16 protein-coding genes are annotated in these 24453 nt (G+C 65.4%); 13 read left to right on the plus strand and 3 right to left on the minus strand.

Annotated features, from left to right (window positions below; all coding sequences use genetic code 11):
* Positions 1-6 precede the first annotated feature (6 nt).
* From C2L71_RS05875 to C2L71_RS05925, 11 genes are all read left to right on the plus strand, one after another.
* Entirely contained in the window at positions 7-2076 is a 2070-nt protein-coding gene (locus C2L71_RS05875) for an aldehyde ferredoxin oxidoreductase N-terminal domain-containing protein (protein ID WP_103264856.1), read from the plus strand.
* Between the two features lie 8 nt (positions 2077-2084).
* Positions 2085-3443, plus strand: coding sequence for an aminotransferase class V-fold PLP-dependent enzyme (locus tag C2L71_RS05880; RefSeq protein WP_103264857.1), 1359 nt, complete (start codon positions 2085-2087; stop codon positions 3441-3443).
* Positions 3444-3941: 498 nt separating this feature from the next.
* Positions 3942-5624, plus strand: coding sequence for a dihydroxy-acid dehydratase (ilvD, locus tag C2L71_RS05885; protein ID WP_103264858.1), 1683 nt, complete (start codon positions 3942-3944; stop codon positions 5622-5624).
* On the plus strand, positions 5621-7534 hold the full coding sequence (ilvB, locus tag C2L71_RS05890; RefSeq protein WP_103264859.1) for a biosynthetic-type acetolactate synthase large subunit: 1914 nt from the start codon (positions 5621-5623) through the stop codon (positions 7532-7534). Before ilvD ends, ilvB begins: the two co-directional genes overlap by 4 nt.
* The gene (gene ilvN, locus C2L71_RS05895; RefSeq protein ID WP_103264860.1) at positions 7531-8016 is read left to right on the plus strand and encodes an acetolactate synthase small subunit; all 486 of its coding nucleotides are present in this window, start codon (positions 7531-7533) and stop codon (positions 8014-8016) included. Before ilvB ends, ilvN begins: the two co-directional genes overlap by 4 nt.
* 129 nt (positions 8017-8145) lie before the next feature.
* On the plus strand, positions 8146-9141 hold the full coding sequence (gene ilvC / locus C2L71_RS05900) for a ketol-acid reductoisomerase (protein ID WP_103264861.1): 996 nt from the start codon (positions 8146-8148) through the stop codon (positions 9139-9141).
* A 319-nt stretch (positions 9142-9460) separates the two neighbouring features.
* Positions 9461-11044, plus strand: a complete 1584-nt coding sequence (gene serA / locus C2L71_RS05905) for a phosphoglycerate dehydrogenase (RefSeq protein WP_103264862.1) — start codon at positions 9461-9463, stop codon at positions 11042-11044.
* 130 nt (positions 11045-11174) lie between these two features.
* The gene (locus tag C2L71_RS05910) at positions 11175-12707 is read left to right on the plus strand and encodes a 2-isopropylmalate synthase (protein WP_103264863.1); all 1533 of its coding nucleotides are present in this window, start codon (positions 11175-11177) and stop codon (positions 12705-12707) included.
* 318 nt (positions 12708-13025) lie between these two features.
* Positions 13026-14129 carry a class II glutamine amidotransferase gene (locus C2L71_RS05915; protein WP_103264864.1) on the plus strand — a complete coding sequence of 368 codons (1104 nt, stop codon included), beginning with the start codon at positions 13026-13028 and terminating at the stop codon, positions 14127-14129.
* Positions 14130-14134: 5 nt separating this feature from the next.
* Positions 14135-15640: a glutamate synthase-related protein gene (locus C2L71_RS05920; RefSeq protein ID WP_103264865.1), complete on the plus strand. Its 1506-nt coding sequence runs from the start codon at positions 14135-14137 to the stop codon at positions 15638-15640.
* A gap of 8 nt (positions 15641-15648) precedes the next feature.
* Positions 15649-16377 (plus strand): GltB/FmdC/FwdC-like GXGXG domain-containing protein, encoded by a 729-nt coding sequence (locus C2L71_RS05925; RefSeq protein ID WP_103264866.1) that lies wholly within the window; start codon positions 15649-15651, stop codon positions 16375-16377.
* Positions 16378-16407: 30 nt separating this feature from the next.
* Here the strand turns inward: C2L71_RS05925 and C2L71_RS05930 are convergent, their stop codons facing one another.
* Positions 16408-18021 carry a CTP synthase gene (locus C2L71_RS05930; protein WP_103264867.1) on the minus strand — a complete coding sequence of 538 codons (1614 nt, stop codon included), beginning with the start codon at positions 18019-18021 and terminating at the stop codon, positions 16408-16410.
* Between the two features lie 257 nt (positions 18022-18278).
* On the opposite strand from C2L71_RS05930, the gene C2L71_RS05935 reads away from it, so the two are divergent.
* Complete coding sequence (locus C2L71_RS05935) at positions 18279-20369, plus strand: glutamine synthetase III family protein (protein WP_103264868.1); 2091 nt, start codon at positions 18279-18281, stop codon at positions 20367-20369.
* A 214-nt stretch (positions 20370-20583) separates the two neighbouring features.
* Here C2L71_RS05935 and C2L71_RS05940 read toward each other — a convergent pair whose 3' ends face one another.
* Complete coding sequence (locus tag C2L71_RS05940) at positions 20584-21744, minus strand: LL-diaminopimelate aminotransferase (RefSeq protein ID WP_103264869.1); 1161 nt, start codon at positions 21742-21744, stop codon at positions 20584-20586.
* On the minus strand, positions 21741-22643 hold the full coding sequence (gene dapF, locus C2L71_RS05945; protein ID WP_157938932.1) for a diaminopimelate epimerase: 903 nt from the start codon (positions 22641-22643) through the stop codon (positions 21741-21743). Before dapF ends, C2L71_RS05940 begins: the two co-directional genes overlap by 4 nt.
* A 301-nt stretch (positions 22644-22944) precedes the next feature.
* Between dapF and C2L71_RS05950 the strand changes: the two genes are divergently transcribed.
* The gene (locus C2L71_RS05950; protein ID WP_103264871.1) at positions 22945-24429 is read left to right on the plus strand and encodes an aldehyde dehydrogenase family protein; all 1485 of its coding nucleotides are present in this window, start codon (positions 22945-22947) and stop codon (positions 24427-24429) included.
* Positions 24430-24453 lie beyond the last annotated feature (24 nt).

A 24453-nucleotide genomic window follows, 5' to 3' on the forward strand; every position in this document is an offset into this window, starting at 1 on the left:
ACCACGATGTCTGATACGAAATACGGTTACGCGGGGGGCATCCTCGTCATCAACCTCGCCGACGAGAGTTACGAGATCGTCGACAGCGCCCCCTACGTCGACGAGTGGATAGGCGGGCACGGCCTGTGCTCGAAGCTGTTCTGGGACTATTGCGAGGACAAGAGCGTGCAGGCCTACGACCCGAAGAACGTCATCGTCTTCTCGTGCAACCCCTTCTCCGGCACGCTCGTCCCGGCGTCCTCGGCCCGCATCGAAATGACGGGGCTCGGGCCCTTCGCGTATCCTGAATGGTACACGCGATCGAGCATTGGCGGGCGCATCGCAGGCTCGATGAAGGCCGCCGGCTTCGACGCGTGCGTCGTCCTCGGCAAAGCCGAGCGGCGCGTATGGGTGAGCGTGGTGAACGACGAGGTGACCTTCCACGATGCCGAAGGGCTCTGGGGCAAGGGCACATGGGAAACCCAGGAGCTGATCTGGAGCGAGGTGACGCACCAGACTCCCGACGGCGGCTGGTTCGAGTTCACCCGCAGCCGCGACGGCGGCCGCTCGACGGATAGGCCCTCGGTTCTGGCCATCGGGCCGGCTGGCGAGAATCTCGTGCGCACGGCCACCATCACGCACGACGCCGGCCACGTGGCCGGCCAAAGCGGCTTCGGTGCTGTGTGGGGCGCGAAGAACCTGAAGGCGATCAGCTTCCTCGGATCGAAGAGCTTCGAGGTGGCCGATCCTGCGACCCTCATCGACCTGCGCATCGAACTGCAGCGCGATTATGGCTACCATGTGGACAACCCCACTGCCGAGCTGGCGAGCCTGTCGTTCGGCGCCATGGGCGAGATCATCCGTCAGCCCGGTTTCAGCACGTTCAACCTGACCCTCAAGGACACCACGGGCCGTCCCGAAGGATGCCTCGGCTGCTTCCGCAACTGCCGCATCAACGTAGCGGGCCGCGTCGGCAATGAAGCCACGTGCAACTCCAGCCTGTACTACACTGCGAGCGGTAAGACGGAGGATCAGCTGTACGTGAACACGATCCTGAACGACCTGGGCATCGACGCATTCGAGGTCGATTTCCTCCCGTATCTGCGCAACCTCAACAAGATGGGCGTTTTGGGCGAGGGTATGGAAATAGACACCGATCTACCCTTCGACCGGTTCGATAACGTGGTCTTTCCCGATACGCTGATCAAGCGCATCGCGTACCGCGAAGAGATCGGCGACGATCTGGCCGAAGGCTTGGCGCGCGCGGCCATGAAGTGGGGACGCTGGGAGGAGGATACCGCTACGGGGCTGCTCGAGCGCCCGTACTGGGGCTACTGCATGCACTACGACCCGCGCGTCGAGGCGGAGTGGGGCTACGCCACCATCCTGAACGAGCGCGACATCAACGAGCATGGCCTCAACTGGATCATCCATTGGACGCCCATGCTGTGGAAGGGCCTGGGAGGCGACTGGCTCTCCGCCGAGGATTTCGTGTCCGAGATCACGGGACTCGTGGGGCTTTCGGATCCGAAGTGCCTCGATTTCAGCGAGGAGGGCATGTACTCCGACCTCATGGTGGAGACTACCGAATGGTACCGCTACCACGGACGTTTCTGGATCCAGAGCATGGGCATGTGCGATTGGGCCTGGCCGAACCTCGTGAACTTCGTGAACTTCAGCCCGGACGATTACGGCGGCGCATCCCCGCGCTTCGAGCTGGGATTCTTCAAGGCGGTCACCGGGCGAGAGCTGACATACGAGGAGAGCTTGGACTACGGCCGCAAGTTTCTCCTCCTCGACCGCGCCATCTGGATCGAGCAGGGTCGCGAGCGGGAGGACGAGCAGTTCGCGAAGTACATCTACGATGTGCCCACGAGCACGCCGTACTTCATGCCCGCCGTCGAGAACGGCGAGTGGGTGTACAGCACGAACATGGGCCGCACGCTCGACCGCGACAAGTTCGAAGAGGTGAAGACGAAGCTCTACGCCCATGACGGCCTGAACGAGAAAGGCTATCCGAAGAAGTCAGAGCTTGCGAAATATGGGCTCGACGACGTGGCGCAGCGCCTGCAAGAGCTCGGCAAGCTCGGAGAATAGGGGAGAGGATGGGACTTCCCACCAACCACAATACTTTCCCCGAGAGGAGCTCGGCGCCGCGCCCGGCGGCGAGCTCCGCCTCGGGGGGCGCGGGCTCGCTCGACGTGGCGGCCGTGCGCGCGCAGTTTCCGCTCGTGGCGGCGGGGCAGCAGCTCAAGCGGCCGCTCGCGTATTTGGACAACGCCGCCACTACGCACAAGCCCGAATGCGTTCTGTCGTCGCAGGAGTACTTCTACCGGTGTGCGAACGCGAACGCCTCGCGTGGCGTATACTCGCTGGCGAAGACGTCGACGAAGCTCTACGAGAAGGCGCGGCGCATGGCGGCCGCCTTCATCGGCGCGGCCGACGACGAGATCATATTTACGTCGGGAGCGACAGCGGGGCTCAACCTCGTGGCCTTCTCGTACGGCGCGAACCGCCTGGCGCCGGGCGACGAGGTGGCCATCACCATGGCCGAGCACCACAGCAACCTCCTGCCCTGGCAGGCCGTGGCGAAGCTCACGGGAGCGAAGCTCGTGTACCTGCTGCCCGACGAGGAGGGCCGCATCTCGGACGAGGAGATTGCGGAAAAGGTGGGCCCGCGGACGAGGATCGCGGCCGTGGCCCACGTGTCGAACGTGCTGGGAAGCGTGCAGCCTGTGCGGCGCATCGCCGACGCCGTGCATGCGGTGGGCGGCGTGCTGGTGGCGGATTGTGCGCAGAGCGTGGCGCATCTGCCGGTCGACGTCTCCGCGCTCGGGGCCGACTTCCTGGCGTTTTCTGCGCATAAGATGTTCGGGCCTCTGGGTACGGGAGTGCTGTACGGCCGTCGCGAGCTCCTTGAGGGCATGGAGCCCTTGCTGCGAGGAGGCGGCATGATCGAGAGCGTGTTCGAGCAGGATGCCGCGTTCGCGCTCGCTCCCGCGCGATTCGAGGCCGGCACGCCGAACATCGCTGGAGCCGTGGGCCTGGCCGAGGCCATGCGGTTCATGCTGGAGCTAGGCTACGATGCGGTGCGCGACCATGAGCGGCATCTGCTCGAGCGCCTGCTCTCGGGCCTCGCGGCCGTTCCGGGTGTGCGCGTGCATGGCGCGACGCGGGCGGACGGAACGTTCGAGGACGACGAGCCTCTGCGTTGCGGCGTCGTTTCGTTCAACGTCAGCGGCGTGGACGCGAACGACGTGGCCGCTGCGCTCGCGCGCGACAACGTCGCCGTCCGTGCGGGGGCGCACTGCGCCGAGCCCCTCGTGCGCTTCCTCGGCGAGCGGGCCACCTGTCGCGCGAGCCTGGCGCTGTACAACACCGACGAGGACGTTGACCGCTTTCTTGAGTCGGTGGAGGGTGCCAAGGCTGCCGTCGCCATCATGATCATGGCCAGCATGCACTGACCTTCTCGCTCGCATCTTCTCAGGGACGCCGCCTGAGTCCGATCGTGGGCCGACGGCGTTTTTTCTCATCGACCGCGGCCATGTGGATTTGCTGCGGGAATCCTTCGATCGTCGAAGTTTTGCTTGCGGCTGCTCGAACGAGAGGTATACTGGCGTCCAACAACCTCATAGATCGAAATGCGATGACGAGGACCAGTAGGGACGAATCCATCTTCCAGAGAGCCGGCGGAAAGCTGCGAGCCGGCGGTGGACGGTCCGAAAGCCCCCTCCGAGCAGTTCGGCATGAACGTTTCGCGCGCGGATGGACGATCTCCGGTCCGGTGCGCGGGGCAAGTAGGGCTGAACCGGCGACAACCGTTACTTGTCTAAGCGTGCGCTGCGGCTAGACCGTCGTGCATCCTTTCTCGCAACCGTGGTCCTGGTGCAGCTCGTTGCTTGCAGCAGGATTTTTTTATGGGCGGAACCCGGAACCGGGCATCCAGAGAGAAGGGATCGGACATGCAGCTACGCAGCGATGCCGTACGATGCGGCACGGCGCGCGCCCCTCACCGCAGCCTGCTCAAGGCCGACGGGATCACCGACGAGGAGCTGGAGCGGCCGCTCGTCGCCGTCTTCAACTCCCGAAACGACATCATCCCGGGGCACAACAACCTCGACAAGATCGCCGAGGCCGTGAAGGCCGGCATCTACATGGCCGGCGGCGTGCCGTTCGAGATATCAACCATCGGCGTGTGCGACGGCATCGCCATGAACCACGACGGCATGCACTACTCCCTCGTGTCGCGCGAGGCCATCGCCGACTCGCTGGAGTGCGCGGTGCAGGGTCACGCCTTCGACGCGCTCGTGTGCATCCCAAACTGCGACAAGATCGTGCCGGGCATGCTGCTGGGCGCGCTGCGCGTGAACATTCCCACGGTGTTCGTGTCGGGCGGCCCGATGCTGGCTGGCACCCATCCGGGCGGCTGCGGCCCCTCCACCGACCTCAACACACTGTTCGACGGGGCGGCCCAGGTCACGAACGGCACGATGACCGAGGACGAGCTCAAGTTCTACGAGGACACGGCGTGCCCCACCTGCGGCAGCTGCTCAGGCATGTTCACGGCGAACTCCATGAACTGCCTCACCGAGGCGCTCGGCATCGCGCTTCCCGGCAACGGCACCATCCCCGCGGTGTACTCCGAGCGCATCCGCTTGGCGAAGCACGCGGGCATGAAGGTGATGGAGCTCTTGGAGCAGGGGGTCTGCGCGCGCGACATCGTGAACGAGGCCGCCATCCGCAACGCCATGGAGTGCGACATGGCCTTCGGCGGCTCCACGAACACGGTGCTGCACCTCACGGCCATCGCCCGCGAGGCGGGCCATCCCATCACGATGGACGACTGGGACGCGGCGAGCGCGCGCACGCCGCACCTCGTGAAGCTCGCGCCCTCGGGGCCGCGCCCGCTCACCGACCTGTACGAGGTGGGAGGCGTGCCCGTGGTCATGGCGGAACTCGACCGCTTAGGGCTCATCGACCGCAGCGCGCTCACCTGCATGGGCCCGATGGGGGACTACCTCGACTACATGGCCGAGCACTGCGCCGGCGCGGACGGCGAGGTGGTGCGCGCACACGACAACCCCTTCTCCCCAGTGGGCGCGCTCAAGGTGCTGCACGGCAACATCGCTCCCGATGGCGCCATCGTGAAGAAGTCGGCCGTCGATCCCTCGATGATGACGCATACCGGCCCCGCGCGCTGCTTCGACAGCGAGGAGGAGGCCTGCGCCGCCATCAACGCCGGGAAGATCGTGGCGGGCGACGTGGTGGTCATCCGCTACGAGGGGCCGAAGGGCGGCCCGGGCATGCGCGAGATGCTGACGCCCACCTCGTCCATCGTGGGGATGGGCCTGTCCACGAGCGTGGCGCTCATCACCGACGGGCGCTTTTCGGGCGCGACGAAGGGCCCGGCCGTGGGACACGTGAGCCCCGAAGCGGCCGCGGGCGGCCCCATCGCGCTCATCGAGGAGGGCGACCAGGTGACGGTGGACATCGAGGGCGGCGCGCTCACGCTGCGCGTGGACGATGCCGAGCTCGAACGCCGCCGCGCGGTCTGGACGCCGCCGGCGCCGAAGCACGACCATGGCGTGCTCGCGAAGTACGCGAGACTGGTCTCATCAGCGGACAAGGGGGCGTATGTGTCATGACGAATACACGCAAGCAATCGGAGGGCGCCGAGACCGCCGCGTCTGAGGGCCGCGAGCAGCCGGCCGCGCGGCCTGGCGCGACGGCGGCGGCCAAGGGCGCGCCGCGAGGGCTTGGCAGCAAGAATCCCAAACAGGGCATGACGATGACGGGAGCTCAGGCGGTCGTCGCCTCGCTCGAGGCCGAGGGTGTCGACCTCGTATTTGGCTACCCGGGCGGGCAGGCCATCAAGATCTACGACGCGCTGTACGACTCCGACCGGATCAGGCACGTACTGTCGCGCCACGAGCAGGGCGCCGTGCACGAGGCCGACGGCTATGCGCGCGCCACGGGCAACGTGGGCGTGGCCATCGTCACGAGCGGCCCGGGCGCCACGAACACGGTGACGGGCATCGCGACGGCCTATATGGACAGCGTGCCGCTCGTGGTGATCACGGGCCAGGTGCCGCGCGGCGTCATCGGCACTGACTCGTTCCAGGAATCCGACATCGTGGGCATCACCATGCCGGTGGTGAAGCACAGCTACCTGCTGCAATCCACCGACGAGCTGACGGCTACGTTCCGGGAGGCGTTCCATATCGCCAAGACCGGGCGTCCCGGCCCCGTGCTCATCGACGTGCCGAGCGACCTCGCCAGTGAGGAGCTGGTGTTCGAGTATCCCGACGAGGTGAGCCTGCCCTCATACAAGCCCACCTACCGCGGCAACGCCAAGCAGGTCAGGCAGGCGGTCGCTCGCATCCGCCGCGCCGAGCGGCCCGTTCTCTACGTGGGCGGCGGCGTGGTGTCCTCCGGCGCCTCGGAAGAACTCAGGGCGCTTGCCGAACTTATGCGCATCCCGGTGGTCACCACGCTTATGGGCAAAGGCGCGTTCCCTGCGTCGCATGAGCTGAACCTCGGACCTGTGGGCATGCATGGTTCGAAGTACGCGAACCTCGCCATGACGGAAAGCGATCTCATCATCGCGGCAGGTGCTCGTTTCTCCGATCGTGTGACAGGGCGACTCGACGAGTTCGCGCCGCATGCCGAGGTCATCCATATCGATATCGACCCGGCCGAGATCGGCAAAGTGCGCGAGGCGCAGATCCCTATCGTGGGCGACCTCAAAGGCGTTCTCGCGAACGTCGTTGCCCAGCTCGTGAAAGAGAACGCCCAACCTCGAACGGCCGAGTGGCTCGCGCAGATCGCCGAATGGCGCTTTCGCCACCCGTTCTACCATCCGAACGTCGGCGACGCTCCGGATGAGATCGTGCCCGAGGTGGTGATGGAGAAGCTCTCCGCTGCGCTCGATCCTGAGCAGAGCATCGTCGTGACCGAGGTGGGACAGCACCAGATGTGGGCCGCCCAGCACATCGCGCGCGAATGCCCGCGCTCGTTCATCTCGTCGGGCGGCCTGGGCACGATGGGCTTCGGCTTCCCGGCGTCCATCGGAGCCGCCATCGGGTGTCCCGACAAGACGGTGGTGTGCGTGGCTGGCGACGGGTCGTTCCAGATGAACAGCCAGGAAATGGCCACGGCGGGCATTCACGGCGTGCCGGTGAAGGTGCTCGTCATGGACAACCGCTGCCTGGGGATGGTGCACCAGTGGCAGCACCTGTTCTACGGCGAGCGCTACTCGTCGACGCTGCTCGACGCCAACCCCGACTTCGTGAAGCTGGCCGACGCGTACGGTTGGCAGGCCGCGCGTGTCGAGGGCCCCGACGAGCTGGACGCCGCCTTGGCAGCGATGCTGGCGGCCAAGGGGCCGTACCTGCTGGACGTGGCCATCTCGCGCGACCAGAACGTATTCCCCATGGTGGCGCCCGGCCGTGCGCTCGATGACGTTATTGGAGCCATTGATGCGGCAGTGGGGGCCGTGCGCACGGACGTGCCCGAGGCGGACGGCGCTGCGGGCGGGAAAGGGGGCACCCGATGAGGCACATTCTATCCGTTTTGGTGGAGAACAAGCCGGGCGTGCTCTCGCGCGTGACGGGGCTCATTTCGCGGCGCGGCTTCAACATCGAGTCGCTGTCGGTGGGCCCCACCGAGGACCCCACCATGTCGCGCGTCACAGCCATCGTGAACGCCGACGAGGTGGCTTACGAGCAGATCACCAAGCAGCTGCACAAGCTGATCAGCGTGCACAAGATCAACGACCTCACCGACGAGGGCGCCATCGAGCGCGAGCTCGTGCTGTTCAAGGTGAACGCCACGCCCGAGCGCAGAAGCGAGATCATCGAGATCGCCAATGTCTTTCGCGCGAAGATCGTCGACGTGGGGAAGAGCTCCCTCACCATCGAGGCGACCGGGGACGAGAGCAAGCTTAAAGGTATGGAAGACCTTTTTCGCGCCTACGGCATCAAGGAGATCATTCGCACCGGCAAGATCGCCATGTCCCGCAACAGCAAGGACGTATGAGATTCCGCCGTTCCCCGCGGGGTAGCGCAAAGCGCACGTGCCGAACGGCGGAACGGGCCGATGCTCCTCGCTGACATTGCCGGACCAGTTTGACCTTAGCAACCTCAGCCAACAGAAAGGAAACCAACCATGGCTGTTACGATCTACCACGAGAACGACGCGAACCCCCAGCTCATCCAAGACAAGAAGGTGGCCATCATCGGGTATGGAAGCCAGGGCCACGCCCACGCGCTCAACCTGAAGGACTCGGGGGTCGACGTGCGCGTGGGCCTGCGCGATGGCTCGAAGTCGCGCGCGGCCGCCGAGGAGGCGGGCCTCAAGGTGATGGGCGTCGCCGAGGCCGCCGAGGAAGCCGACCTCATCATGATCCTCACGCCCGACGAGACCCAGGCCGCCACCTACGAGGCCGACATCGCTCCGCACCTCAAGGCGGGGGACACCCTCGCGTTCGCGCACGGCTTCAACATCCACTTCGGCTACATCGAGCCGCCCGCGGACGTGGACGTCGTCATGATCGCGCCGAAGGGCCCGGGCCACATGGTGCGCCGCGTGTTCACCGAGGGCGCGGGCGTGCCGTGCCTCATCTGCGTGAGCCAAGACGCGTCGGGCGCAGCCAAGGACGTGGCGCTGTCCTACGCGTGGGGCATCGGCGGCGCGCGCGCCGGCGTCATCGAGACCACGTTCAAGAACGAGACGGAAACCGACCTGTTCGGCGAGCAGGCGGTGCTCTGCGGCGGCGTGACGGCCCTCATCAACGCCGGCTTCGAGACGCTCGTCGAGGCGGGCTACCCGCCCGAGATGGCCTACTTCGAGTGCTTCCACGAGATGAAGCTCATCGTGGACCTCATGTACGAGGGCGGCATGTCGAACATGCGCTACTCCATCTCGAACACGGCCGAGTATGGCGACTACTACGCCGGTCCCCAGGTGATCACCGACGAGGCGAAGGCTGCGATGAAGACCATCCTCGAGCGCATCCAGGATGGCAGCTTCGCCCACGAGTTCATGGAGGACTCCGAGAACGGCCAGGCATGGCTGAAGGAGCAGCGCGATGAGCACGCCCAGGCCCCGATCGAGCAGGTGGGCGAGAGCATTCGCTCCATGTTCTCCTTCGTGCGGAGGTAGGCCGGGACGCATGTTGCCCGACGTGCCGTCCGACAGGGATGTGCTGCGCGCCGCGCTCGGGTTGCGTGCCACCCGGAAAGCAGAGCGATCTTCGGGATGCCGACTTCCGCGAGCGATGATCGCTTTCTGGGCGTTGCGGAAGCCCGACGCGTACCGGTGAGGCGATCATATCGCTCTGCCGAACGCGCCGCCGCTGTCGGCAGGTGCCGGCAGCGGCGTTTTCTCATGTCGTTCGTTATATTCTGTGTCGAGTGCGCTGTACGCGCGGTAGAATATCGAACCGGTGGAATCGTCGTCGGCAGGATGGGAGCGTATTGGTATGGCAGCAAAAAAAGTGCTCGTGACCGAGAAGGTAGCTGACGCCGGACTCGAGGCTCTGCGCGACAGAGGGCTTGAGGTCGACGTCAGGCTGGACATGACGCCAGAGGAGCTTATAGCGACCATCCCCGACTACGATGCGCTCGTTATCAGGTCGGCTACGAAGGTTTCGCGCGACGTTATCGAAGCCGCCGAGAAGCTGCGCGTCATCGGGCGCGCGGGCGTGGTGGTCGACAGCGTGGACCTGGATGCCGCCACTGAGCGCGGGATCATCGTATGCAATGCTCCCACTTCCAACCTCGTGTCGGCGGCCGAGCATACGATGGCGCTTATGCTGGCCTGCGCGCGCAACATCGCGCAGGCGAATGCTTCCATGCATGAGGGCAAATGGGAGCGCAACCGCTTCGTCGGCACCGAGCTGTACGAGAAGACGCTCGCCATTTTCGGCCTGGGCCGCATCGGCGGGCTCGTGGCGGAGCGGGCCAAAGCGTTCGGTATGAAGCTTATCGGCTACGACCCGTACTGCAGCCCTGGTCGCGCGGAGCAGCTGGGCGTAACGCTGTACGACGACGTGGAGGCGATTCTGCCGCTTGCAGACTTCGTCACGGTGCACCTTCCCAAGACGAAGGAGACCATAGGCATGTTCGGTCCCGATCAGTTTGCCCGTATGAAAGACGGCGTCATCCTGATCAATACGGCTCGGGCCGGCATCTACAACGTCGACTCGCTTGCCGATTTCCTGGCTGCCGGCAAGATAGGCGCGGTCGGTTTGGACGTCTTCCAGGACGAGCCCTGTGCGGAAAGCCCGCTCCATGAGTTCGAGAACGCCATCCTCACGCCCCATCTGAGCGCGAGCACCGTTGAAGCCCAGCGCCGCGCCGGCGTGCAGACGGCCGAGTACGTGGCCGCAGGTCTCGATGGGTCCATTGTGCCCACGGCTCTCAACATGGCGCCGCTGCCGCCCGAGGTCATGGATGCGGTAGGACCCTATGTGCCCGCTTGCCAGATGATGGGTAGCATCCTTGCCCAGATGGATGGCGAGATACCCCAGTACCTCAAGCTCACTGCGGCCGGATCGCTCTCCACGGTCGACCTGTCCATCCTCGTAGCGGGCACGCTCAAGGGCCTGCTCTCGTACAAGCGGGTGGCCATGGTCACGCCGGTGAACGCCGAGTCTATGGCGAAGCGCCACGGCATCAAGGTCGAAACGTTGTCGCATGCCGACGCGGAGGGCTATGCCTCGGCGGTTTCCATCGTGGCCGACGGTACCGAGATAGCCTGCACGCTCGCGGATGAGGCTCACGGCGCCCGTCTGGTCTCGTTGCTTGGCTATAAGCTGGACATCGCTCCAGCTGGGCAATCGCTCGTGTTCGAGTACGAGGATGCTCCGGGTCGCGTCGGCGTTATCGGCACGATCCTGGGCGAGCAGGGCATCAATATCACCACGATGCAAATCTGCACGAAACCCGACGAGCAGCGAGCGCTCGTATACGTGAACGTTGAAGGCGCCGTGGACGATACGGTGCTCGCCGAGCTGCGCGAAGGCGTGAGCGGCCTTGCGAACCTCTGGTACATCAGATTGTAGCTTCGGAGCGAGCGGCGCGAATCCCGCGACTGGCGGGGTGCTGCTTTGTTATGATGGTGCAGGTACTTGATAGGGCCGCCGTGCAGAGAGGCACGCTGCGGCTGGCACAACACGGAAAGGAAGTACGCATATGACGCGCAAGATTGCCATCTTCGACACCACGTTGCGCGACGGCGAGCAATCGCCGGGCGCATCCATGAACACCGAGGAGAAACTGGTCATCGCGCGTCAGCTTCTACGCTTGGGCGTCGACGTCATCGAGGCAGGCTTCCCCATCTCGAGCCCTGGCGACTTCGAGTCCGTGCGTCGCATCGCTGAACTTGCCGGTGATCAGGCTACCGTCTGCGCCCTCACGCGCGCAGTCGAGAAGGATATCGATTCGGCGGCCGATGCGCTCAAGTACTGCAAGCGTCCCCGCATTCATACCGGTATCGGCGTGAGCCCCAGCCATATGCGCGACAAGCTGCGCATCACCGAGGACGAGTGCGTCGAGCGCGCTGTGAAGTGCGTCGCCTACGCCAAGAAGTACGTCGAGGATGTTGAATTCTATGCCGAAGATGCCGGGCGCAGCGATTACGCTTTTCTGGCGCGCGTCATCGAGGCCGTCATCAAAGCCGGTGCGACGGTGGTGAACATTCCTGACACGACGGGATATTCTCTTCCCGAGGAGTTCGGCGCGCGTATCGAATACCTCATGAATCATGTGGACGGCATCGAGAACGCCACCGTGTCGGTACACTGCCATAACGACCTTGGCATGGCTACGGCGTTGTCGCTTGCCGGCGTAAGATGCGGTGCAGCGCAGATCGAATGCACAATCAACGGTTTGGGCGAGCGCGCCGGCAACACCGCTATGGAGGAAGTGGTCATGGCGATAAAGATGCATGGCGAGGAGCTGGACGCCCACACCGACATCAACACGCGTGAGTTCATAAAGGCGAGCCGTCTCGTATCATCTATCACCGGCATGGGCGTGCAGGCCAACAAGGCCATCGTAGGGGCCAACGCCTTCGCGCACTCCTCCGGCATCCACCAGGACGGCGTGCTCAAAAAGCGCGATACCTACGAGATCATCGACCCGGCTGACGTGGGCGCAGGCCAGAGCCAGATCGTGCTCACGGCGCGCTCGGGCCATGCGGCGCTCAAGCACCGCCTGGAGGAGTTGGGCTACGAGCTGGAGGGCGAGCCGCTCGACCAGGTGTATGACGCCTTCCTCAATCTGGCCGACAAGAAGAAGGAAGTGTATGACGAGGATCTCGAGAGCCTGGTCAACGAGCGCGAGCGCAACGAGAGCGCGCTGTACTCGCTCGAAGGCGTGCAGATCAGCTGCGGGTTCCCGCTCACGCCCACGGCGACGGTTACGCTTCGCAATCAGGCCGACCAAGTGGTCACGGCGTGCGAGTTCGGCACGGGCCCGGTCGACGCCATGTGCAAGGCCGTGAACAAGATTGTCCAGGTCGACAATGATCTCACGGAGTTCTCGGTGCAGTCCGTCACCCGCGGCATCGACGCCCTTGGAGAGGTGACCATCCGCGTGACCGCGCCGGACGGCGACGTATACACGGGCCGCGGGGCGGACGGCGACATCGTGGTTTCATCCACCAAGGCGTATCTGAACGCGCTCAACCGCCTGCTGAACGACAAGCAGGGCAAGCGCGGCTAGGGCGGCGTCGAAAAGACCGACCGTCTCGGGACGGACGAAACCGATGAGCGCGCAAAGAACAGGGCGCGTTGGTGAAAGAGGGTGGCAGCGATGCCGCCCTCTTTCACGTTGAAACCCGATCGAAACAGGGGCTCTACACGGCGGAAACATTGACCCCGTAAGCTGAAGTCATAGCGGAAACGAGGGCCATGCATCCTCATGGAAAGGCGCGGTGCTTTTGGCGGACCTCCCTTGCCCGCGCCTTTCTGCGAGGATGCAGCCTCTGTTTCCGCTCAGGAGACCAACGTGAGACGCATGCAAGAGACGAGGAGCCCATCGATGAGAAAGCGGGCGACACTGCGCGAAGGCGACGTGCGCATTCCCTCCGGATGCGCCATCGCCGGCATCATGGACAGAAGCGGTGCGCGCCATGGCGGCAGCGACATCCTGAAATCGATCGCGCTCATGCACGATCGCAGCAACGGACTGGGCGGCGGGTTCGCGGCCTACGGCATCTACCCCGAGTTCGCGGAGCTGCACGCGTTCCATGTCATGTACGAGAGCAAGGAGGCGCGCGACCGCACCGAGGCATACCTTGACGAGCATTTCACGAGCGAGAAACAGGAGCGCATCCCCACCGAGCCGGTGAAGGGCATCCAGGATCCGCCGGACGTCTGGCGCTACTTCCTCGCGCCGCATCCGATAAAGCTCTCGCTGAGCGGCCTCGACGAGGCCGAGTACACCATGCAGCACGTGTTCCATATCAACGCGGACATCCCCGGGGCGTTCGTGGCCTCGTCGGGCAAGAACATGGGCGCGTTCAAGGGCGTGGGCTATCCCGAGGACATCGGCGCGTTCTACCGCATCGAGGAATACGGGGCATGGCTGTGGACGGCGCACGGGCGCTTTCCCACGAACACACCTGGATGGTGGGGCGGCGCGCATCCGTTCACGCTGCTCAACTGGTCCATCGTGCACAACGGCGAGATATCCAGCTACGACGCCAACCGCCGCTACGTCGAGCAGTTCGGCTATGATTGCACGCTCAAAACCGACACCGAGGTCATCACGTACCTGTTCGACCTGCTGGTGCGCCGGCACGGCTTCTCGCAGGAGATGGCCGCACACATCATGTGCGCGAGCGCCTGGGACGAGATCGACAAGATGGAATCCGGGCGTGCCGCGTTCGAGACGGCGCTGCGCTGCGTGTACGCGAGCGCGCTCGTGAACGGCCCGATGTCGGTGATCCTCGGCTCGGACGAGGGGCTGCTCGCGCTCAACGACCGCCTGAAGCTGCGCGCGCTCATGGCGGGCGAGAAGGGCAGCATGGTGTACCTCGCTTCCGAGCAGGCTGCCATCGAGGTGGTCTGCCCCGACGTGCAGAACGTGCGCTCCATCGAAGGCGGCGAGCCTTTCGTGGTTCAACGTGAGAAAGGGGCGTGAGGGGCATGCAGGACTACCTGCTTCCGCGCTACAAGGTGCTGCGCGACGCCGACCAGTGCGTCCGGTGCGGTGTGTGCGAGCGCTCGTGCAGCAACGAGGTACACAAGGTGGACGAGGAGCTCGGACGCGTCATCGCCAACCACCGCGCGTGCGTGAACTGCCAGCGCTGTGTGGTCATGTGCCCTACGCAGGCCCTCGCCATCACGCGGTGGCCCCAGGTGGGAAACGGCTCGAACAACTGGACGCTCGGCGCAATGCAGGACATCGCCAAACAGGCGCAGACCGGCGCGGTGCTGCTCTCGTCGATGGGCAACCCGCAGCCCTATCCCCTCTACTGGGATCATCTGCTGCTGAACGCGAGCCAGGTGACGAACCCGTCCATCGATCCTCTGCGCGAGCCCATGGAGACCCGTGTGCTCTTGGGCAGCCGCCCCGATGCGCTCAAGGTGGACGAGTGCGGGCGCCGGGTGATGTCGAAGATGCCGCCGCAGATCAAGCTCGACGTGCCGCTGATGTTCTCGGCCATGAGCTTCGGCTCCATCTCGCTCAACACGCAGAAGGCGCTCGCCATGGCCGCCGAGGAGCTGGGCACCTACTTCAACACCGGTGAGGGCGGCCTGCATAAAGACCTCGAGTGCTACGGGGAACACGCCGTGGTGCAGGTGGCGAGCGGCCGCTTCGGCGTGGACGCGCGCTATCTGAACGCGGGCGCGATGGTTGAGATCAAGATCGGCCAGGGCGCGAAACCGGGCATCGGCGGCCATTTGCCCGGCGAGAAGATCAACGAGGAGGTTTCGCAGACCCGCATGATTCCGCGCGGCACCGACGCCATCTCGCCCGCGCCGCATCACGACATCTACTCCATCGAGGATCTGCGCCAGCTCATCTACTCGCTCAAGGAGGCCACGCGCTACGAGAAGCCCGTCGCCGTGAAGATCGCCGCCGTGCACAACGCGTCCGCCATCGCCAGCGGCATGGCGCGCGCCGGCGCGGACGTCATCGTGTTGGACGGCTTCCGCGGCGGCACGGGAGCGGCGCCCCTGCGCATTCGCGACAACGTGGGCATTCCTCTGGAGCTCGCGCTCGCGGCGGTCGACCAGCGCCTATGCGACGAGGGCATTCGCTCGAAGGTGAGCCTCGTGGCCGCGGGATCCATCCGCAACTCGGCGGATGTGGTGCGCGCGGTCGCGCTCGGGGCCGACGCCGTGTACTGCGCGAGCGCTGCGCTCATCGCGCTCGGGTGCCACCAGTGCCAGGACTGCGCGAGCGGCCGCTGCAACTGGGGTATCGCCACGCAGCGTCCCGAGCTCACGCGCCGGCTCAACCCGGAGATCGCCGCCGAGCGCGTGGTCAACCTCGTGCGCGCCTGGAACCACGAGATCCAGGAGATGATGGGCGGCATGGGCATCAACGCCATCGACAGCCTTCGGGGCAACCGCCTCATGCTGCGCGGCGTGGGGCTGAGCGATAAGGAACGGGAGATCCTCGGCGTGAAGCATGCGGGAGAGTGAGGAATACGATGGGCAAGACGGTTTCCGTGACGCTGGGCACCGCGCACTTCGCCGAGGCGAACGCGACGGTGCGCGAGGCCCTTTCGCAGAACGATACGGTAGAAGTGAACGGGGTGTTCGCCCAGCGCTATCTAGGCTGCGCGATGCCGGCGGGCAAGACGCTCAGGATACACGGCGTCCCCGGCAACGACTTGGCTTGCTATTTGGACGGCGGCGAGATCGAGGTGTTCGGCAACGCGCAGGACCAGATCGGCAACACCATGAACGACGGCTGCATCGTGGTGCACGGCCGCTGCGGCGACGCGGCGGGATACGGCATGCGCGGCGGGCAGATCCTCGTGCGCGACGGCTGCGGCTGGCGCGTGGGCATCCACATGAAGCAGTTCGAGGGCAAGCGCCCTGCCATCGTCATCGGCGGCGACGCGGGCAGCTTTCTCGGCGAGTACCTGGCCGGCGGCATCATCGTGCTTCTGGGGAAGCCGGGAAGGCATCTGGCCACCGGCATGCACGGCGGCGTGATCTACCTGAGGCACCCGATCGGCGAGGACGAGGTGTCCGCGGGCCTCGTGCAGGAGCCTGCCGACGAAGTGGATCGCACGGTCATCGGCGCGCTGCTCAGGCGCTATAACGAGTGCTTTGCCGCCGACCTCGACGAGCCTCTGGACGAGTCCGGTGAAGGCTTCCACCGCTTGAGGCCCACCACCGTCCGACCCTACGCCGCCCTGTACGCAAACTGAGCGGCGGCGCCGAGATCGTCGGGGGGGGGCTCAAGACGGCATTCCGCCCCGTCTCGCTACGGCCGCCTCGACCAACCCCAGGAACAGCGGATGCGGGCGGGTGGGACGGCTCTTGAACTCGGGGTGGCCCTGGCTGGCCACGAACCAGGGATGCTCTTCCAGCTCTACCATCTCGATGAGCCGGCCGTCGGGCGACACGCCGGATACGACGAGCCCCGCCTCTTGCAACGCATCGCGATACGCGTTGTTCACCTCGTAGCGATGGCGATGCCGTTCGTAGACCACTTCCTCCCCGTATGCCCCGTGCGCGCGTGTGCCCGGCATCACGCGGCAGGGGTAGGCTCCCAAGCGCATGGTGCCGCCCTTATCCTCCACATCCTCCTGCTCGGGCATGAGGTCGATCACGGGGAAGGCCGCCTCCGCGTCGAACTCGGCGGAGGTCGCGCCCGGCATGCCGGCCACGTGGCGCGCGAACTCGCATACGGCGGCCTGCAACCCAAGGCAGATGCCGAGGAAGGGCAACCCGTTCTCGCGCGCATAGCGTGCGGCGGCTATCTTCCCCTCGAAGGCGCGCTCGCCGAAGCCTCCCGGCACGAGAACGCCGTCGACGTCTGCCAGCACATCGGCGGCGTTGCCGTCTCCGACCTCCTCGCCGTCCACGAGGCGCACGTCCACATGGCGTCCACAGGCAACGCCCGCGTGCCCGAGCGCCTCCATCACCGAGAGGTAGGCGTCGGGCAGGCTCACATACTTGCCCACCACCGCGATGCGCACTTGGCCCTCGCAGGCGCGCGAGGCCCCGATGAACGAGCGCAAGGGCGCAAGATCGGCCTCGGGCGCCTCGAGCCCCATCCGCGCGAGCGCCAACTCGTCGAAACGCTGGTCGTGCAGCATGAGCGGCACCTCGTAGATGGATTCCGCGTCGACGCAGGCCAGCACCTCCTCGGGCCGCACGTCGCAGAACAGCGCGATCTTCTCGCGAACAGGCTTGGTGACGGCATGGTCGCTACGGCACACGATGAAGTCTGGCTGCACGCCGAGCGACCGCAGCTCCTTCACCGAATGCTGCGTGGGCTTCGTCTTCACCTCGTGGGCCGCGGCGATGTAGGGCACGAGCGTAACGTGCACGAACAGCACGTCGCCGACGGGGCGCTCCTTCTTGAACTGGCGTGCGGCCTCTATGAAAGGCAGCGACTCGATGTCGCCGATGGTGCCGCCGATCTCGGAGATGACGATGTCGGCGCCCGACTGCTTGGCGATGCGCTGCAGCCGTTCCTTGATGGCCTCGGTGACGTGCGGGATCACCTGCACCGTGCCGCCGAGGAAGTCGCCGCGCCGCTCGCGCGCGATGAGTGAGCGATAGATAGATCCCTGCGTAAAGTTGGATTCGCGCGAGAGGTTCTCGTCGATGAAGCGCTCGTAATGCCCAAGGTCAAGGTCGCCCTCATGGCCGTCCTCGGTCACGAACACCTCCCCATGCTGAAAGGGGCTCATGGTGCCGGGATCCACATTGAGGTAGGGATCCATCTTCTGCATGGTCACGCGGTAGCCGCGCGCTTTCAGCAGGTGGCCGAGCGAGGCTGCGGTGATGCCCTTGCCGAGCGACGAGACGACGCCGCCGGTTACGAAAATGTGCTTTGCCATGGGTCTCCTCACGTTCAAAGGCGTTCTCCAAACGTCTTTCGATTGTACGCGCCCGATGCAGTCTCCGTGGCGCTCGCCACATGATTTCACCTGTTGGAAACACGGTGTCGCCGCATGACCCGGATGGACGCCTCGACGTAACAGGAGTTTTCCAAGTGGAAAACCCCTTGAAACACAGCGACGGTAGCGTGGATGGGGAAGTGGGAACGGCAAGGCTGGCGAAGGTGGGCCGGCATCGACGAGTGAGGAGCTACCCTATGGCACGAGTTTCGGATACGTACGGCTCGATGGTGTTCAACGAGCACACGATGCAGGAGCGTCTGCCCTCGGCGACGTACAAGAGCCTGCTCAAAACCATGAAGCAAGGCGAGCCGCTGGAGATAGAGGTGGCCAACGTCGTGGCCCACGCCATGAAGGAGTGGGCAATTGAGAAGGGCGCCACGCACTTCACGCACTGGTTCCAGCCCTTGAGCGGCATCACGTCGGAGAAGCACGACAGCTTCATCGATCCCGGCCCCGACGGCCGCGCCATCATGAGCTTCTCTGGCAAGGAGCTGATCCAGGGCGAGCCGGACGCGTCGTCGTTCCCCTCCGGCGGCCTGCGTGCCACCTTCGAGGCCCGCGGCTACACGGCCTGGGACCCCACGAGCTACGCGTTCATCAAGGATGAGGTGCTGTGCATCCCCACTGCGTTCTGCAGCTATACCGGCGAGGCGCTTGACAAGAAGACGCCGCTTCTGCGCTCCATGAGCGCCATCGACGAGCAGGCCAAGCGCGTGCTCGAGCTGTTCGGGGAGGCACCGGCCCGCGTGACCACCACCGTGGGGTCGGAGCAGGAATACTTCCTCATCTCAGAGAAGGATTACGCGAAGCGTCAGGACCTCATCATGTGCGGCCGCACGCTGTTCGGCTATCCGCCCTGCAAGGGCCAGGAGCTCGAGGAGCACTACTTCGGCGCCATCCGCCCGTCGGTGAATGAGTTCATGAAGGAGCTCGACGACGAGCTGTGGAAGATCGGCGTGTCCGCCAAGACCAAGCACAACGAGGTGGCCCCCGCCCAGCACGAGCTGGCACCCATCTTCACCAACAGCAACCGCGCCATCGACGAGAACCTGCTCACGATGGAGAAGATGCGCCTGCTGGCCAGCCATTACGGCTTGGTGTGCCTGCAGCACGAGAAGCCGTTCGAGGGCATCAACGGCTCGGGCAAGCACAACAACTGGTCCATATCGGCCGGCAAGACCAACCTGCTCGACCCGGGTGAGACGCCCATGGACAACCTGCGCTTCCTCGTGTTCCTGACGGGCGTCATCCAGGCGGTGGACGACTACCAGGAGCTTTTGCGCATGTCGGTGGCTTCGGCCGGCAACGACCATCGCCTCGGCGCGAACGAGGCCCCGCCCGCCATCATCTCCGTCTTCCTGGGCGATGAGCTGGGGGCCATCGTTGACGCGCTCATCGACGACCACGTCTACACCTCGGCCGACAAGGTGGCCATGGATCTGGGCGTGGCCGTGCTGCCGAACTTCCTCAAGGACAACACCGACCGCAACCGCACCTCGCCGTTCGCGTTCACGGGCAACAAGTTCGAGTTCCGCATGCCGGGCTCGGCCGTGAACCTGTCGGACTGCAACATGATCCTCAACACGGCCATGGCGAAGAGCCTGAAAAGCTTCGCCGACGCGATGGAGGGCAAGTCCGGCGAGGAGTTCGAGGCGGCCGCCCTCGCCTACCTCAAAGACGTCCTTGTCGCGCACCGACGCATCATCTTCAACGGCAACGGCTACGCCGACGAATGGCCGGCGGAGGCCGAGCGCCGCGGCCTGGCGAATCACCGCACGACGGCCGACGCGCTGCCGTGCTTCGTCGCGCCTGCGAGCATCGCGCTGTTCGAGGAGTTCGGCGTGCTCACCGAGGCCGAGGTGCACAGCCGCTACGAGGTGAAGCTGGAGAAGTACAACAAGCTCATCAACATCGAGGCACGCACGATGAAGCGCATGGTGCGCCGCGCCTACCTGCCCGCCATCAACGGCTACGCGGCCGAGGTGGCCGGTCACATCTGCGCGGTGCGCGCCGTGAACGCCGATGCCGAGGTGGGCCAACAGGAGAAGCTGCTGGAGAAGCTGCTGGCCGGTGTGCGCGAGATCGACGCGCAGCTGCAAGCGCTCGACGCGGCCCATCACGCCAATGTCGAGATCGCCGACCAACAGGAGCGCGCGAGCGACAACGCGCACCGCGTCCTCCCTATCATGGAGAAGCTCCGCGCCGCCGTGGATGCCATCGAGGTCGTCGTCGACCGCGACCACTGGCCCGTGCCCACCTACAACGACCTGCTGTTCTACATGTAAGGTTTCGGCGGCTTGCCAGCCGCCGAAACTACTCGACGCTGCGAAGGGCCCTTAGTTCCGATCTTGCCCTTTTTCTACCTTTGCGTACTATATCTATGCGAGGAAAAGGCGTCTGCCCGTGGATAGCCGGCTTCTGCAGAAGACGGGAGCTGGTATCCTTCGGACCCCCCCGGCTTGCTGCGAACCGGGGGGGGGTCCGCTTGCTCCCTCGCTTCTACGCCATCGTCTCCTTGATGCGGCGAACGGCCTCGAGCAGGCGATCGTCGGGCGTGGTGAGCGAGATGCGCACGTAGCCCTCGCCGCCGGGGCCGTAGCCGCTGCCCGGCGTGACGATGACGTGCGCGCGCACCAACAGCTTCGTGGCGAACGACTCGCTCGTCTCGCCGGCGGGCACCTTCGCCCACACGTAGATGGTGGCCCTCGGCGCATCGCACGAAAGCCCGATAGCGCGCAGTGCCTCCACCACCAGATCGCGACGGCGCCGGTAGAGCGCGCAGAGGTCGGCCACGCACTGCTGGTCGCCGGAAAGCGCGGCGATGGCGGCGTCCTGCACGGCGGCGAACTGTCCGGAGTCCAGGTTGTTCTTCACCATACCCAATGCCTGCACGGCGGCCTCGTTGCCGCAGCAAAACGCGATGCGCCAACCGGTCATGTTGTAGGACTTCGACAGGCTGAAGAACTCGATGCAGCACTCCTTCGCGCGCGGCCGCTCCAAGATGGAGGGCGCGCGGTAGCCGTCGAAGCAGATGTCGCAGTAGGCGTTGTCGTGCGCGAGCAACAGGTCGTGCTCGAGGCAGAACGCGATGGCGGTGTCGAAGTACCCCTCGGTGGCGCAGGCGCCGGTGGGATTGTTCGGGTAGCCCAGGAACATGATCTTCGCCTTCGCCAGCACGTCGGCGGGCACCTGCGCGAAGTCGGCCAGAAAGCCGTCTTCCTCGCGCATGGGCATGAAGAAGGTGTTCGCACTTTGCAGCGTAGCGCCGCCGGAGTACACAGGGTAGCCGATGGACGGCGCGAGCACCCAGTCGCCGGGATCCACGAACGCGGTGTGCAAGTGTGCAATGCCCTCCTTGCTGCCGATGAGCGCGAGCACCTCGCGCTCAGGGTCCACCTCCACGCCGAAACGTGAGCGCATCCAGTCGGTGCAGGTCGTGCGGTACGCGAGCGAGCCGGCGTAGTCGGGATACCGATGGTTTTCCGGCTTGCGGATGGCGGCGGCCATGGCTTCCACGATATGTGGCGGCGTGGGCGTGTCGGGGTCGCCGATGCCGAGGGAGATGACGTCGGCGCCCTGCGCTCTGAGCGCGTCGCGCTTCGCATCGATCTGGGCGAACAGGTAGGGTGCCATGCGGTCGAGGCAGGCGGCGGTTCTCATGCAGGGTTCCTTTCTCGCAGGGATACGGTGCCGCGGAACGACTCTGCGGCCGGGCCGGTCATCATGACGTGCCCGTCGTCGGCCCAACGGATGTGCAGCGCGCCTCCGCGCAGCAGCACGTCGGTCTCGCGAGTCGCGCGGCCGGTCAGGCAGGCCGCCACGGCCGTCGCGCACGCGCCCGTGCCGCAGGCGAGCGTCTCGCCGCACCCGCGCTCGTACACGCGCATCGCGATGCCGTGCGGCCCGACGACGGCGAACTCCACGTTCGCCTTCTCGGGGAAGGCGGGGTGAGATTCGAAGAACGCCCCGATCGTGTCCACGTCGAACACGTCGAGATCGACGTCGTCCAGGAAGCACACCGCGTGCGGGTTGCCCATCGACACGCACGCGAACGCGAACGGCCCCCAGGGCGAGTCGAGCGAGAGCGCGCCCGCGAACGGCTCGCCGAAGAGCGCCACCGCATCGGGCTCGGCGTCCACCGGCACGAGCGCCGGGTCGAGCACGGGCCGCCCCATATCCACCGTGGCGCGCGTCAGCATCCCCGCGGCGTCCACCTCGAATGCGATGGGCCGCGGGCCGGCGGGTGTGTCGGCCACGAGCTTCCCGTTCGCCGCCGGCACGTATCCGTTGTCGACCAGGAACTTCGCGAAGCAGCGTACGCCGTTGCCGCACATCTGGGCGGGCGTGCCGTCGGCGTTTACGTAGTGCATGTAGGCTGCGCATCCGGGTTGCGGGGAAGGACGGACAACGATCACGCCGTCGGCCCCGATGCCAAAATGACGGTCGCACATATGCGCTATCTGGCCGGGCGAGAGGTCGATGCCCTTCGCAAGCCCGTCGAGCAGGATGAAATCGTTTCCCAAGCCTTGCAGCTTGGCGAACGGGAGGATGTCTTGCATGCGGGCTCCTTTGCGGTTCGGATCGTTGCCCCGCATGGTAAACCCGCTCGGCCCTTGCACCCGCCGATTTAACAGAGCTTTTACCTTCGCGCGGTCGGTCGTTCATGGGCGCCGACGTACCGTCGGCTCGTCGGACGCTCCGAATGTTACTTCATCAGCAGCGTTTCTCGACCGTTGACGGCTTTCCATAAAACGTCGACTGACACGCGGGGGAGGCGCGCGGTATGCTGAGGGCAGCGGTCATGCTGGCCGCGAGGTTGGGAGTGGCGGCGCGCCCGTCGCCGGAAGAAAGGATGCACGAATGGAAAATCCCGCTCAGAAATCCTACCAGCTCTACATCGACGGCCAATGGGTTGACGCCTCGGACGGGGGCACGCTCGATGTGTTCTGCCCCGCCAACGGCGAGCAGCTCTCCACCATCGCCGACGCCACGAAAGACGACGTCGACCGCGCGGTCGACGCGGCGTGGAGGGCCTTCGAGATCTGGGGCAAGACCGACAAGGCCGAGCGCGCCATCATCCTGAACAAGGTCGCCGACGTCATCGAGGCCAACGCCGAGAAGCTCGCGCTGCTCGAGTCGCTCGACAACGGCAAGCCCATCCGCGAGACGCGCGCCATCGACGTGGCGTACTCCGTCGACCACTTCCGCTACTTCGCCGGCGTGCTCCTGGCCGACACCGGCGAGGCCGATATGCTTCCCGGCAATATGATGTCCCTCGTGCTGCACGAGCCCATCGGTGTCGTGGGCCAGATCGTGCCGTGGAACTTCCCATTCCTCATGGCCGCCTGGAAGCTGGCCCCGGTGCTCGCCGCCGGCGACTGCACGGTGTTCAAGCCGTCGTCCACCACCTCGCTCACGGTATTGGAGCTGGCGAAGCTCACCGAGGGTATCATCCCGGCCGGCGTGTTCAACGTGGTCACGGGCCGCGGCTCGAAGTCGGGCCAGTACATCCTCGACAATCCCAAGATCAGCAAGCTCGCGTTCACCGGCTCCACCGAGGTGGGCCGCGACGTGGCCCGTGCGGCTGCCGAGCGCCTGATCCCAGCCACGCTGGAGCTGGGCGGCAAGTCCGCCAACATCATCTTCCCCGACTGCAAGTGGGACATGATGCTGGACGGCGTGCAGCTGGGTATCCTGTTCAACCAGGGCCAGGTGTGCTGCGCCGGCAGCCGCATCTTCGTGCACGAGGACATCTACGACAAGTTCGTCGAGGACGCGTGCGAGGCGTTCTCGAAGGTGAAGGTCGGTATGCCTTGGGAGGACGACACCCAGATGGGCAGCCAGATCGACCAAGGCCAGATGAACAAGATCCTCGACTACATTGAGATTGCCAAGCAGGAGGGCGGACGCGTCCTCTGCGGCGGCGAGCGCGCCACCGAGGGCGAGCTGGCCAAAGGCGCGTTCCTCAAGCCGACGCTCATCGAGGTGCCCAACAACTCGTGCCGCGTGGCGCAGGAGGAGATCTTCGGCCCCGTGGCCGTGGTCATCAAGTTCAAGGACGAGCAGGAGGTCATCGACCTGGCCAACGACTCGGTCTACGGCCTGGGCGGCGCCGTGTGGACCCGTGACATCAACCGCGCCTTCCGCGTGGCGCAGGGCGTGCGCACGGGCCGCATGTGGGTGAACACCTACAACCAGATCCCGTCCGGCGCGCCGTTCGGAGGCTATAAGGAGTCCGGCATCGGTCGCGAGACGCACAAGGTCATGCTCGAGCACTACACCCAGACGAAGAACATCATGATCAACCTCGGCGAGGAGCCCAGCGGGTTCTACCCTGAGAGCTAGCGCTTCCTTCCAGCACGGTATGAG

The organism is Enteroscipio rubneri (assembly GCF_002899715.1).
Lineage (GTDB): Bacteria > Actinomycetota > Coriobacteriia > Coriobacteriales > Eggerthellaceae > Enteroscipio > Enteroscipio rubneri.

What these genes read in the sequence shown, in the direction of transcription:
- C2L71_RS05875 (WP_103264856.1), top strand. Translation starts at nt 7, where the DNA reads ATGTCTGATACGAAATACGGTTACGCGGGGGGCATCCTCGTCATCAAC.
- C2L71_RS05880 (WP_103264857.1), top strand. Translation starts at nt 2,085, where the DNA reads ATGGGACTTCCCACCAACCACAATACTTTCCCCGAGAGGAGCTCGGCG.
- ilvD (WP_103264858.1), top strand. Translation starts at nt 3,942, where the DNA reads ATGCAGCTACGCAGCGATGCCGTACGATGCGGCACGGCGCGCGCCCCT.
- ilvB (WP_103264859.1), top strand. Translation starts at nt 5,621, where the DNA reads ATGACGAATACACGCAAGCAATCGGAGGGCGCCGAGACCGCCGCGTCT.
- ilvN (WP_103264860.1), top strand. Translation starts at nt 7,531, where the DNA reads ATGAGGCACATTCTATCCGTTTTGGTGGAGAACAAGCCGGGCGTGCTC.
- ilvC (WP_103264861.1), top strand. Translation starts at nt 8,146, where the DNA reads ATGGCTGTTACGATCTACCACGAGAACGACGCGAACCCCCAGCTCATC.
- serA (WP_103264862.1), top strand. Translation starts at nt 9,461, where the DNA reads ATGGCAGCAAAAAAAGTGCTCGTGACCGAGAAGGTAGCTGACGCCGGA.
- C2L71_RS05910 (WP_103264863.1), top strand. Translation starts at nt 11,175, where the DNA reads ATGACGCGCAAGATTGCCATCTTCGACACCACGTTGCGCGACGGCGAG.
- C2L71_RS05915 (WP_103264864.1), top strand. Translation starts at nt 13,026, where the DNA reads ATGAGAAAGCGGGCGACACTGCGCGAAGGCGACGTGCGCATTCCCTCC.
- C2L71_RS05920 (WP_103264865.1), top strand. Translation starts at nt 14,135, where the DNA reads ATGCAGGACTACCTGCTTCCGCGCTACAAGGTGCTGCGCGACGCCGAC.
- C2L71_RS05925 (WP_103264866.1), top strand. Translation starts at nt 15,649, where the DNA reads ATGGGCAAGACGGTTTCCGTGACGCTGGGCACCGCGCACTTCGCCGAG.
- C2L71_RS05930 (WP_103264867.1), bottom strand. Translation starts at nt 18,021, where the DNA reads ATGGCAAAGCACATTTTCGTAACCGGCGGCGTCGTCTCGTCGCTCGGC.
- C2L71_RS05935 (WP_103264868.1), top strand. Translation starts at nt 18,279, where the DNA reads ATGGCACGAGTTTCGGATACGTACGGCTCGATGGTGTTCAACGAGCAC.
- C2L71_RS05940 (WP_103264869.1), bottom strand. Translation starts at nt 21,744, where the DNA reads ATGAGAACCGCCGCCTGCCTCGACCGCATGGCACCCTACCTGTTCGCC.
- dapF (WP_157938932.1), bottom strand. Translation starts at nt 22,643, where the DNA reads ATGCAAGACATCCTCCCGTTCGCCAAGCTGCAAGGCTTGGGAAACGAT.
- C2L71_RS05950 (WP_103264871.1), top strand. Translation starts at nt 22,945, where the DNA reads ATGGAAAATCCCGCTCAGAAATCCTACCAGCTCTACATCGACGGCCAA.